Consider the following 12,617-nt stretch of genomic DNA (forward strand, 5'->3'; position numbering starts at 1 on the left):
AGAATTACTAAATAATGTTGATGGATGAAACAGTGAAATGATTTTTTAGAAAAGTATTTTTTGTAAGTTTTAAACTGTTTTTTATTATATAATATAGCTTTAAAAGTAGTCTTATTCTTGTGTAATTATAACTTTTAGCGGAAGCGGGTAGGTCTTAATAGGATTATTTTCGTTGAAAAAATTAAAATTATGAAAAAGTTACTTTATTTATTTAGTGCAACCTTATTAATGTTTGTGTCTTGTACTACCGATTATGAGAATTCTTGTATCAAGAAAAATGGTGTAGATCCGGTTAAAAATGATACAATCACGCCACCAAAAACAGATTCGATTCCAGTTGTGATTGTTGAACCTATTCTATTAAAGAAACTGGTTCATAATTATGCAAACGGAAAAACCAGTACAGTTGAATTATTATATAAAGATAATAAAATAGTGTCGGACAAAGATGACTCTAACCTTACATTTTATACTTACACAGGAGATGTAATTACAAAAATTGAGAAAGCCGACGTTTCGGGAGCTGTTTATCTTACTAGAGAGTATTTTTATACAAATGGAAAGTTAGATTACATTTTTAGTAATGAGTTTGGAAATTACTATTTAACAAAATACGTATATAATAGTAATGGCAGTATTTTTTATAACAAATTAAATAGTGACAGTTCAAAAAGAGAGATAGGAGAAACAGGAATGACGGGAAGATATACTTTTTTAGCAGGCAATTTAATTAGAGAGCAAGTCTATAATGGTGATTTTGAAAGTGAGATTACTTATGAATTTGATGCTAAAAATAATCCTAGACTTAATGTTTTGGGCTTTAATTTGCTAGTAGATAATCTGCAAGGATTCGCTGTTAATAACGTAACTAATAGAACTGCTAAAGTCATTAGTCCTAATGTGACGATACCTGAGATAATAAGCTATAGTTATGAATACAATGCTAATGGTTATCCAACAAAGAGAACCGAAACTAAACAAGTAGGAAATGTAACAACTACAGAAACATCTTTCTATAGTTACTAAATTGATAGTAAATGTTTATGACGATAAGATAATTTAGTAAGTATCAAATAAATTAAAACAGTTGTGAGAACCTTTTTGTAACTGTTTTTTTGTTTATAAATCAGATTTGAATATTAGTTGCGATGCAATTGTGTGACGAAATTAAGGACTGTTTCTAATAGTTTTTTTTCAGCTAAATGAATCATCTTACCAACCTAAAAGATTTCTTAGAGAGCGAAAAAAGCCTGTAATCAAATTAATAAAATTCTCAGTTTTAAAAGAATTGTAACGAACTTGAATTAAGTGTTGTTTTAGAGGTTATAAGATACAAAGAGTCTTTTGTTATGCTATAACCTGACAAAGTGAATATTTATTAATATAATGTCGTCGAGCTAATTTTATCCTAATCTCTTTTGCAGGTTCTTCTTTAACGATGTCTTTATTTGTAGATTTGAGGATAAGACATAAAAAAAGCCCTGAAGAAATTTCTTCAGGGCTTTTCGATATTTTGTAGAGATTATTTTATTTTGAAAGTAACTCTTCTTGCCAATCTTCTAGCTTCTTCCGAGTCTTTTTGGATTGATGTATCAGCGCCTGCACCAACAACATTTAATCTTGAAGATGCAATTCCGGCTTTTTCAAGTATAGTTTTAACGTTAGTAGCTCTTGTGTTTGATAATTTTTCATTGTACTCAGATTTTCCAACCTGGTCAGCATAACCAATGATGTCTAGAGATGCAGAAGGGTTTTTTCTTAAATAAGTCAAAACAACATCAATTGCAGCAGTTGAATTTTCGATAGGAGTAGCTTTGTTGAAATCAAAATAAACGCTGTAATACTGAGCATCAATCATTTCTTTAAGTAAATCTTTATCATTTACAATTGTTGTGGTTACTGGTTTTTCTACAATTACTTGTTTCTCCGGTATTTTACTTACCAACGTTTCAAGATTTGCTATTTTGTTTTCTAATGCAGAGCTATCAAAATCATGAGAAATAACAGTCCAGTCAGCATGTTTTGCGTTTTTACCTAAGTAAACATTTAAACCAATAGTTCCATTAAAAAGTACCCCGGTAAAACCTCTTGATTCTATAGGGCACGCACAGTCAAAAGTATAATCTTGTGAAGCGTTTACAATAGTTGTGAAATCACCAGTTAAAGCAAATCTGTCAGATAATCTGATTTGACCTGTAATACCAGCAATGAAATTTCCCATTTTGTCTTTAACGTGCAAATCTTTGTTTTCTAACTGAGCCAAACCAAAACCTGCATGACCTAATAGACCAATTGTTTTAGTCCATGTTTCGAAATTCATGATACGCCCTAAGTTAGCAACAGCTTGTAAATCTACTCTGTAGTATTTTGAATCAAAATCTATTGAGTTGTTTTTTCCTGTAAAACTGTTGTATCCAAAATCAGCTTTTAAACCAAATTTGTTGTTAAACATATAACGAACTCCTAAATCTCCTACCCACGGACTAGGTGTGCTTGTAAAATAGCCTTCGGTCATTGGACTTTGAGGTTTGTTTACCCCTCCGGCTATTTCAACAGACCACTTGTTATAGTTGTTTGCAGTATTTTCTGTTTGTGCATTTACATGAATTAGTCCCAATGCAAACGCCAGAGTCATAACAATTTTTTTCATTGTAATTTGAGTTTTAAAATTTACTCAAACAAACAATTTTTTATAAGAAATAACTTCCAGAATAAGTCATAAATACAACAGAATAAGGTTATTGGTGTTTCCCCTCTTGTTTATTCGTTCATTAACTCCTGAAAGAAATCAACAAATTGCCCCAAATGTAAACCATCCATTAAGCCATGATGAACATGAGTTGACATTGCAATTGTTCTTTTTCCGGTTTCTGAAGTAATCATTTTGCCAAAAGATACTTTAGGACAACTATCTGGAAAAGTGTAACTTCTTGCATGAGAAAGAGAAGTGAAATTCAACCAGGGAATTGCCGAGAAATGTATGACATTATCGTCATCAAACGATCTTGTAAAAAGCCCGGTTGTGGTTTGAATACGTTCAATTTCGGCCAAAGCATTTTGCTCGAATATTCTAAAATCGGGATTGTATTCGATTAGCGAAAATCCAAAAGTGCCATCTTCACGACCAATTGTTGCAGAAACATCAATGCGATCATTTATATAGATTTTGTCATCGGCAATTCGGTATTTAAAATTTTCGATCGAGTTTACAGCAACTAATGTTTTATGTAAGTAATAAATGAAGAAAGAAGCTTTGAGTTCTTTTGCTGTTTGATAAGCTTTGGTGCAATCAATTTCAACGGTAGCACCAAAAAAAGGTTCTTCCATTTTACAGAAATGTGCGAAATGCTCTTTTCTATTCCAGTTTTCTAAATCTAAAAGTGTTTTCATTATAGTAAATTATGGACTATTTCGGTAATTTTTTCGAATGAACTAAAATGATCATGTTCTACCTTATGACTTATTTTTTCGTGTTCCCAAGTAGTATGAAACGGAATATGAACGGCGTAACCTCCAATTTCAAGAACAGGTAAAACATCCGATTTTAATGAATTTCCAATCATTAAAAATTCATGTGGCTGAATGTCCAGACGACCTAATAGTTTTTGATAGTCAATTTCTTGTTTGTCCGACATTACTTCGATATGATGAAAATAATGTCCTAAACCAGAACGATGCAACTTGCTGTGTTGGTCTTTTAAATCTCCTTTTGTGGCAACAACCAGTTTGTATTTTCCATGCAAAGATTGCAATGTTTCTTCGATTCCGTCCAAGAGCTCGATTGGTTTCTCAAGTAATTCTTTTCCGTATTGAATGATTTTTTCGATAACCTCAATCGGAATTGTATTGTTCGAAATATTCATTGCAGCTTCAATCATCGAAAGAATATATCCTTTGATTCCGTAACCGTATAAAGGTAAATTCTCGATTTCGATCTTGAATAATTCCTGCGAAATTCCCTGATGCGAAAGATAATCTTCCATCAAAGCACAAAATTTATGCTCAGTTTCCTGAAAGTAAGGTTCGTTTACAAACAGAGTGTCATCGGCATCAAATGCGATTACTTTTAAATTCGGTATTTTGCTTTTATGTAACATGATGTTTTTTGTTTCAAGTTTGTTTTGTTTCAGGCTTTTTTGCCACGAATTACACGAATTGGCACTAATTTTTTTGCCACAGATTAAAAGGATTACAAAGATTTAAAAAGAATCTGCTCAATCTGCTCAATCTGCGAGAGATTTTTTTTCGCAATAAATTAAAAATCAATCTGCGTAAATCTGTTTAAACCCGCATCATCCGTGTACCATTTCTCAATGCTAATTCTTAGAAAACAATCCCTTAAAAGAAATAGCTTTATCGTAAAATGTAATTCTAATTCCGAATAGCAAAATGATTCCGCCAAAAACCATTTGTAAAGTTATTTGTTCTTCCAAAAACAACCAAGCTAATATAGAAGTAATTACAGCCTGACTCAATAAACTTAGCGAAACTCGGGTTGCGCGCATATGTTGTGTTGCATAACTGATAGAAAGCCAAGCGCATAATTGACAAATAACCGCTTGAAGTACTAACACAAACCAACCCGTATCTGAGAATCCTGTAAAAGGCTGATCTAAGCAATAACAAAGTATTCCTAGATAAACACTTGACGCGAATAAACTAATGGTCATAAACGAAAGAACATCAACATTTGAAAGTGCTTTTTTACTAACCAAAAGATAAATCGAATATAAGATTCCGGATAAAACGGCGAATAGAAAAGCCTGATCAAAATTCAAATCCATAAAAAAGCTAAAACCAACCAAAGTGATCATTCCAAATAGTGAAACAACGGTTCCGATCCAGAAATTTGTAGCAGGTTTTATCTTTAAGAAAAAGAAAGAACCAATCCCAACCCAAAGCGGAGATAAATTCGTCAGCAATGAAGCCTGAGTGGCACTTGAATCCTGAATGGCGATATTCCAAACGGCAACATCTGATGAGAATAAAATGCCACAAAGTACCGCGAGAAGCAAGAATTTTGTCTTCGGCATTTTGAAGCTTTTTGTAATAAGCACATAAGGCAAAAGTAAAATCACCGCAAAAGTCATTCGATAAAAAGCCGAAATTAATCCAGGTGCTAATTTAAGTTTTATCAATATCGGGAAGATCGAAATACAAAGTATTCCGCAGATTAAGGCTAATCTTGGTTTGGTGATTTTCATTATTTGTTATATAAAAGAACTAAAGATTTTATATTATTTTAGGATCAATAACTTCAATGTTAATTTTTGAATAATTAAGTAGTTCCTTCATTAATAAATAAACCTTCGTTGATTTTTCTGCAGGAAAATAATCATCTTTGTTCAAATCTGCTTTTTCCGCTCGTTCGATAGCTTTTAAAATATATTCGGGATTTAAATATCCTTTAGGATAGTTTTTGATTTTTGAATCTGTATGTTTTGTTCCAAGTTCTGTTTTTGATTCTCTACTAGTTTTACATAAAATGTTTTCTGGCTCATCCAAATGAAATAATAGCCAGATCTCAAAACAATAATTGCTTATAAATAAATCAGCATCAATAAGACTTTCACAATATTCTTTTAATTCAGGATATTCTTCTTTTGGATGTTGATCTACATCGAGTACAAATCTAAATTTGTCATCTGCCGAAGGAGTTACAGGTAAGTCTTTAGGAGGGTTTTCGATGAAAGATTTTGCTCTCTCTATTAATTTTTTTGGTTGAGACCCTATGATATTAGTGTCTTTTTCAAAAACATGTAAAATACTTGCTTTTTTAGGTTCAAAAAATAAATTATTAAAAGTTCCGAAATATTTGGGTTCCTTGTCTTCTCCTTCATAAACAATGAAGAATTTAGTTGCATCTTTAAATGATTCCTTTTTATTGTAATCACCTAATGTGTATCTTTTACGCTCCATCTATATAGCATTTTCTTCAATAATTAATTTCGAAAAATCTCCTAAAAATGGAATTCCCCCATATCTTCCTTCTAAATAACCTCTTTCTAAAACTTTGTCTCCTCTTGGATTAAAATTGCTTAACGGATAAAATTCAGTACTTCCGTCCGATTTTTTTTCAGTAAACCATATTTCATCTCTTCTTAATAATTCATCATCTAATAAATGACTCTCGTGAGTTGTGAAAATTAATTGACTATTAGTTTTTGAATTTAATGAATATGTTTTTAAGAGTTCTTTAGCTAATAAAGGATGCATACTTCTTTCTAATTCATCTATAATATATACAAAATCATCTTCATGCAATAATTCTTCGAAAGCAGGAGCTAGTTCGAATAAACGATTTGTACCATCTGATTCTTCAGAAAATTCAAATGTTAAATTTGAATTTTCGTGTTTTGTGCATAACATAAGAACATAATATTCATTGTTTTCTTTTATAAAGCTGTAATGCTTATTTCTGTAAATGAAAACAACTGTTTTTTGTTTTTTATTATCCGCAATGTCTTGGGTAGTAGATTCTACTTGATCAATGAGATTATTTTTCATGTTTACATCATCTAAGCCAAAAAACAAATCAGCTTTTATTTTTTGCATTACAATTTTTTCAATTCCTGTTTTGCTGTTTGAAAGTATTTTATTTGCAAAATCTAATTTTTTAGTTCCTAAGAAAACTGACTCGGTGAATGTAATATTTATAGAATTTGGAAAAACTAAATTAAGTTTTGAAAACGCTTCGGAGATTTTATCTAAAATAGTATCGCTTTCCAAAAGCAAATAGCAATTATTTAGAACAGTTTCATTGTCTTTAAGTTGTTTTTTAAGGAATTTTTTAGCGAATGAAATATCATCTTTGTTTTTAAAGTACTTTCCAAATACTACTTCATTATTATCTCTTTTGAATAGTAATTCTTCTTGGTTTTTCTTTACTGAGTTTATTAAATAAAGCCATTCATGTGTTATTTTTCCTTTAAAAATTTCTACAGCATAATCAAAATGAGTGTCTTGATATTCATATTCGATTCGAAAAGTTGAAGGCTTTTCTAAGTAGGTTTTGTCAAGTCTGAATCTTTTACTTTGAGGTACTAATAGTTCAACATCATTTATTACGATAGATTTCAAAAATGCAATCGCTCTTACTAAATTACTTTTCCCCGCAGCATTTGCACCATAAATTGCTGCAGTTTTTAAAACTTCAACTCCTGATTTAGTTTTTTTTATATGATTTGTAAGTTGACGAGAACCATTTCCTCTTGCAGGTAGCATATTGAATTCTGTCTCATCTTTAAAAGACATAAAATTACTGACAACAAAACGGATTAACATGATTTTACGATTTTTTCGTTAAAAATTGAAATATATAGATCAAATAAACGAAATTATTTTATTTCTTATTGTCTTTATTACGGTTTTTTCGAAATAATTAACTTTAGAGTGATTTTTTTACTTAAATGCAGGAATCAATTTGGTTTTAATTAAATCCTGCATTGTTAAGTATTAAGCATTCATAATTTTCTTGCAGGCATTATTAATTTCTTTGTCTGTAAAGGAACCAAGAGCATTTGCCAACAATTTGCTTGTTCTAATCGAACTTACCATTCTAATGCGGAGATCTTGGTCATCGCCCATTTCGGTTAAGAGAATTGTCTCGAAAATTTCGGACAAATACTCCGGTTGATCTCTAAAATCTTCTTCATACCAAAGGCCTGAAAGGAATTCTGCCATTGCCGTTATTACATCTGGCTCCGATGTTTTTTCATTTTCTTTTTGCATATTCGAAAATATTAAACGCACGAAACCCTCGCTTTAGATGTGCAAAAATACCCGTAAGGATAGAATTTCCATTGTTTCCGCAGGAACATCGTGGCGAGGGAATCGCTTATGTTAATTTTAAAGTTTCAAGGATTGCTCCTTACTGTATTTTTGCAAGACAAACTTACAATTATAAACCCAACTAAAAAGAAAAAACATGAGAAATTTCTTATTTTAATGTTTTGGTTTTTTGACATTTTAATTAAGATTTTTAGAAATCTTATATTTTAAGTTTAGCCAAAGAATACCAAATTATTTCTTTTTTAGCCATTCTCTCATTTCTGAAATCACATCTTCATTCTTATGAAAATACCCATTTTCAATCTCAATTCGACTATTTGTAATTGCTGTCTCTTGATTATTAGAAATTTCATAAAGTTCGTTTTCGAAAGAATCAGAGAGATTTTGAGATGCATTTATAAAATTCAAATCCATAATATTACTTGATGTAATCAAAATTATAATTATTTATATAAACGTATTTAAATAAAGAAAGCTATCTGCCAGATATTTTAGGCGGATAACTTTCTCTTATTTATTATTTTGTAAAAAATATTAATTTATCGTTTCACCATTTGGAGCATCAGTATCAGGATTTACGAATACTAATTTTCCTTCGGCGTTTGTTGTCATTAAGATCATACCTTGACTTTCAACTCCACGTAAAGCTCTTGGTGCTAAATTTGCAAGAACTGTAACACGTTTTCCAATGATTTCTTCTGGCGAAAAGCTTTCAGCAATTCCAGAAACAATCGTGCGAACATCAATTCCAGTATCGATTTTAAGAACTAGAAGTTTGTTTGCTTTCGGCATTTTTTCAGCTTCAATAATAGTTCCTACGCGTAAATCCATTTTAGCGAAATCCTCATATTGAATCAATTCTTTCTGAGGTTCCGGTTGTTTGCTTTCGGCAAGATTAGCAGTTTTTGTAGCTTCCAATTTATCTATTTGTTTTTGTATTTCTTCGTCTTCAATTTTTGCGAATAATAATTCGGCTTCACCAATTTGGTGACCTTCCGGAATCAATTCTGAATTTTCGGCAACATCATTCCAATTCAATTTACCTTCATTTTTCAGGATTCTTGACAATTTAGCAGCAGTAAAAGGCAAGAAAGGTTCTGCCAAAATGCTCAAAGCAGCAGCAATTTGCAACGCCACATACATTTGAGTTTTTACACGCTCCGGATTGTCTTTCATAACTTTCCAAGGCTCTTCATCAGCAAGGTATTTATTTCCTAAACGCGCCACATTCATCAATTCACCAAGAGCTTCACGGAATCTATAACGCTCAACCGAACTTGAAATCACGGCCGGATATGCTTTTAATTCTGCCAAAGTATTCTCGTCAACCTCAGATAATTCGTTAGGCGTTGGGATAAAACCGTCGTAATATTTATTGGTTAAAACCACAACACGATTAATGAAATTTCCAAAAATTGCAACCAATTCGTTGTTATTTCTTGCTTGGAAATCTTTCCATGTAAAATCGTTATCCTTAGTTTCTGGAGCATTAGAAGTCAATGCATAACGCAAAACATCTTGTTTCTCCGGAAATTCTTCTAAATATTCGTGCAACCAAACCGCCCAGTTTTTAGAAGTTGAAAGTTTGTTTCCTTCCAAATTCAAAAACTCATTTGCAGGAACATTGTCCGGCAAAATATAGCTTCCTTCGGCTTTAAGCATCGCTGGGAAAATAATACAGTGAAAAACAATATTGTCTTTCCCAATAAAGTGAACCAACTTCGTGTCTTCATCTTTCCAATATGGTTCCCAGTCTTTTCCTTCGCGTAAAGCCCATTCTTTCGTAGACGAAATGTACCCGATAGGCGCATCAAACCAAACGTATAATTTTTTTCCTTCGGCACCTTCAACGGGAACATCAATTCCCCAATCTAGGTCACGCGTTACTGCGCGAGGTTCCAATCCACCATCAACCCAAGATTTAACTTGTCCGTAAACATTAGGTTTCCAGTCGTTTTTATGTCCAACAAGAATCCATTCCGTCAAAAATTCAGTGTAACGATCAAGAGGTAAAAACCAGTGTTTTGTAGATTTCAAAATCGGAGTTTCTCCTGTAATTGTCGATTTTGGGTTTATTAAATCCGTAGCATTTAGGGTCGATCCACAATTTTCGCATTGATCGCCATAAGCGCCTTCATTACCACATTTTGGGCAAGTACCCACCACAAAACGATCTGCTAGAAACTGATTTGCTTTTGCATCGTACAATTGTTCCGTAATTTCTTCAATAAAATCACCTTTATCATACAACGTTCTAAAGAATTCCGAAGCCGTATCATGATGAATTTTAGCCGAAGTTCTAGAATAATTATCAAACGAAATCCCAAAATCAGCGAATGATTTTCTAATAATTCCGTCATATTTATCAATAACTTCTTGTGGTGTAATTCCTTCTTTTTTGGCTTTCATCGAAATCGCAACGCCATGTTCATCACTTCCGCAAATAAACGCAACGTCTTTTCCTTGCAAACGTAAATATCTCGAATAAATATCTGCAGGCACGTAAACCCCCGCCAAATGCCCAATATGTATAGGTCCGTTGGTGTAAGGCAAAGCCGCCGTAATAGTATATCTCTTTGGATTTTGTATCATAACTCAATTTTATTGAGTGCAAAAATAAGCAATAGAATTGAGATTTTGTTATTCCGTGGAGTTTCACAGAGAAAAAGCGCTGAGTTTTTGTTTTAAAGAATGTGAATTAATCTCGCAAAGACGCAAAGGGGCAAAGTTTTTTCTCATTGCGAGGAACGAAGCAATCACACTAGAAACTAGACAAAGATTTAATTTTTTAGGAGTAGTTTTTTCAGGAGCTAATCCAGCTCTCCGTTTCAATCTTTTACTTTTTAAAGAAAAAAGTAAAAGGATTTCCACTTCTATCGGGGCTAAAAAAAACTTGGTTTGTCATTTCGACGGAGGAGAAATCACACTAGAAATTCCGTGCCAAATGTCGCCAATCTTTGTCGAGTTTCTATTGTGATTTCTCCTCCGTCGAAATGACAAGATTGTGCATTTTTCAACGGATTTTAATCCGTTGAAAACGAAATACGATCACCAACAAAAGTCCCGAAGGGACGACACATATAATTTTAAAAACTTTGCGCCTCCGCGACTTTGCGAGATTATTTTGCATTCCAATAAAAATTCTTTGTGAATCTTCGTAAAAACCTCTGCGAATCTCTTTGGTAGAATCCATAAAATAGAACCAGTTTAAACTAGCATTTCCATTAAAATCTTCAAAATATATTTCGCAATCTTTGCCCTGAAAAAAACAAAAACAAGTTATGAGCAAGACAAAATTAATCATCAATAAAAACGGATCTATCAAAATCGAAGGTGATTTTGAAATCATGGATTCAGAAGGAGCGGTTTACGGACTACAAGGAAGATCTGCATTAGGACTTTGCCGTTGTGGATTATCTGCAAACAAACCATTTTGCGATGGCGGACACCGTAACAACTTCGAACATGAATCAATCGCATTTGATTTACCACCGATGAAAACAAACTAAGAAATTTAATTTTCTTATTTGAATATCAAAAAAGCTGCATCAAACGATGCAGCTTTTTTTGTGTTAAAGCTTTTTTTGAAAGAATTTTCAAATAATAATCGATTAAAATATTAGAAAAACTATAAATATTTTAATTAATTTGTAAGAAAATAGAAAATGAAAAAAATACCACTTCTAGTACTGTTTTTGAGTTTTGTTTTAGGACAGGCTCAAACACAAAAAGTTGTTTCGACCGATTGGACTTCTTTCAATCAAACGATTGCCGTTCAAACTTCTGTAAAGAAAAAATTTAGAGTAATTGCTTCCGTTAAGGTAGAAACTACAGAGCCAAAATCCTGGGCTGGAGTTTGGGCACGCGTGGATACTAAAAATGACGAAGACGGTTTTTTTGATAATATGAGCGACAGACCGGTAAAATCGAAAGAATGGAAATCATATACAGTTGAAGGAACGATTGATGCAAATAGCAAATCACTAAGTTTTGGAGGTTTATGTTTGTATAATGGAAAATTCTATTTTGATAAATTCGAATTACTTATCGAAAATGATAAAGGTGTTTTTGAACCTTTGGCGGTTTTAAATTCAAGTTTCGAAACTCCAATAAAAGACGGAGATATTCCAAAATGGAGCTTCGGAATATCTAAAGATGCCGTGGTTAAAGTTAAAGAATATAAAATCACTTCGGATAAATCAAGCGTAGATGGGAAAGTCAGTTTATTGATGGAAGGAACAGGTATAAAACCAAGATTAGAAGCTAAAATTGGAAATGTTGAGGGAGCTTCGCCAAAAATTGGTGACATGATCTCGATGCTCGAAGATCTTAAAGATCGTGTTGAGAGAACGGTTAAAAACATGAACCAATATGAAATTGATTATCTTCACGATGATGAAGCCAACCGAATTGGAGCACTTGTAATGCATTTGGCTGCAGCCGAAAAATATTATCAGGTTTTTACTTTTGAAAACAGAGGTTTTAATGAAGAAGAAAAGAAAATATGGCAAAAAGCTTTAGACCTGGATCAAGGCGGACGTGACGAGTTTAAAGGCCATGATATTCAATATTATTTAGACATTTATAATGAAGTAAGAGCAAAAACCATTTCAGAATTAAAGAAAAGAGATGATGCTTGGTTTGTAGAAGTCCAAACAAGATATGACTGGACAAATCAGTATTGCTGGTTTCACGTTATGGAACATCAATCAAGTCATTTAGGACAAATTTTGTTTTTGAAGAAACGAATTCCGCCACAACAAAAACAAACATTGCCAAAAGAAATCAAAAAGTAAAGTATAAAAAAAGCTGTATCAAATGATACA

The 12,617-nt window shown here is 32.4% G+C and carries 12 protein-coding genes; 3 read left to right on the forward strand and 9 right to left on the reverse strand.

Features of this window, described 5'->3' with window-relative positions:
- Positions 1-189 precede the first annotated feature (189 nt).
- Entirely contained in the window at positions 190-1,026 is an 837-nt protein-coding gene (locus tag C8C83_RS09815; RefSeq protein WP_121328238.1) for a hypothetical protein, read from the forward strand.
- A 496-nt stretch (positions 1,027-1,522) separates the two neighbouring features.
- Here C8C83_RS09815 and C8C83_RS09820 read toward each other — a convergent pair whose 3' ends face one another.
- From C8C83_RS09820 to metG, 9 genes are all read right to left on the reverse strand, one after another.
- Entirely contained in the window at positions 1,523-2,650 is a 1,128-nt protein-coding gene (locus C8C83_RS09820; protein WP_132011737.1) for an OmpA family protein, read from the reverse strand.
- A 110-nt stretch (positions 2,651-2,760) separates the two neighbouring features.
- Positions 2,761-3,390: a chloramphenicol acetyltransferase gene (locus C8C83_RS09825; RefSeq protein ID WP_121328241.1), complete on the reverse strand. Its 630-nt coding sequence runs from the start codon at positions 3,388-3,390 to the stop codon at positions 2,761-2,763.
- Positions 3,390-4,097: an HAD family hydrolase gene (locus C8C83_RS09830; RefSeq protein WP_121328243.1), complete on the reverse strand. Its 708-nt coding sequence runs from the start codon at positions 4,095-4,097 to the stop codon at positions 3,390-3,392. Before C8C83_RS09830 ends, C8C83_RS09825 begins: the two co-directional genes overlap by 1 nt.
- 219 nt (positions 4,098-4,316) lie before the next feature.
- Complete coding sequence (locus C8C83_RS09835) at positions 4,317-5,204, reverse strand: DMT family transporter (RefSeq protein ID WP_121328245.1); 888 nt, start codon at positions 5,202-5,204, stop codon at positions 4,317-4,319.
- 28 nt (positions 5,205-5,232) lie between these two features.
- Positions 5,233-5,919 carry an RloB family protein gene (locus C8C83_RS09840; RefSeq protein ID WP_121328247.1) on the reverse strand — a complete coding sequence of 229 codons (687 nt, stop codon included), beginning with the start codon at positions 5,917-5,919 and terminating at the stop codon, positions 5,233-5,235.
- Positions 5,920-7,284 (reverse strand): AAA family ATPase, encoded by a 1,365-nt coding sequence (locus C8C83_RS09845; RefSeq protein WP_121328249.1) that lies wholly within the window; start codon positions 7,282-7,284, stop codon positions 5,920-5,922.
- Positions 7,285-7,455: 171 nt separating this feature from the next.
- Positions 7,456-7,731 carry a hypothetical protein gene (locus tag C8C83_RS09850; protein WP_121328251.1) on the reverse strand — a complete coding sequence of 92 codons (276 nt, stop codon included), beginning with the start codon at positions 7,729-7,731 and terminating at the stop codon, positions 7,456-7,458.
- Positions 7,732-8,022: 291 nt separating this feature from the next.
- Entirely contained in the window at positions 8,023-8,226 is a 204-nt protein-coding gene (locus C8C83_RS09855) for a hypothetical protein (protein ID WP_233566042.1), read from the reverse strand.
- A 99-nt stretch (positions 8,227-8,325) separates the two neighbouring features.
- On the reverse strand, positions 8,326-10,383 hold the full coding sequence (gene metG, locus C8C83_RS09860) for a methionine--tRNA ligase (RefSeq protein ID WP_121328254.1): 2,058 nt from the start codon (positions 10,381-10,383) through the stop codon (positions 8,326-8,328).
- Positions 10,384-11,072: 689 nt separating this feature from the next.
- On the opposite strand from metG, the gene C8C83_RS09865 reads away from it, so the two are divergent.
- Together C8C83_RS09865 and C8C83_RS09870 are read left to right on the forward strand one after the other, a co-directional pair.
- Positions 11,073-11,300, forward strand: coding sequence for a CDGSH iron-sulfur domain-containing protein (locus tag C8C83_RS09865; protein WP_089353750.1), 228 nt, complete (start codon positions 11,073-11,075; stop codon positions 11,298-11,300).
- A 156-nt stretch (positions 11,301-11,456) separates the two neighbouring features.
- Positions 11,457-12,587 carry a DUF664 domain-containing protein gene (locus C8C83_RS09870; protein ID WP_121328260.1) on the forward strand — a complete coding sequence of 377 codons (1,131 nt, stop codon included), beginning with the start codon at positions 11,457-11,459 and terminating at the stop codon, positions 12,585-12,587.
- Positions 12,588-12,617 lie beyond the last annotated feature (30 nt).

Origin of the sequence: Flavobacterium sp. 90, assembly GCF_004339525.1 — a bacterium.
In the GTDB taxonomy this organism is placed as follows: Bacteria; Bacteroidota; Bacteroidia; order Flavobacteriales; family Flavobacteriaceae; genus Flavobacterium.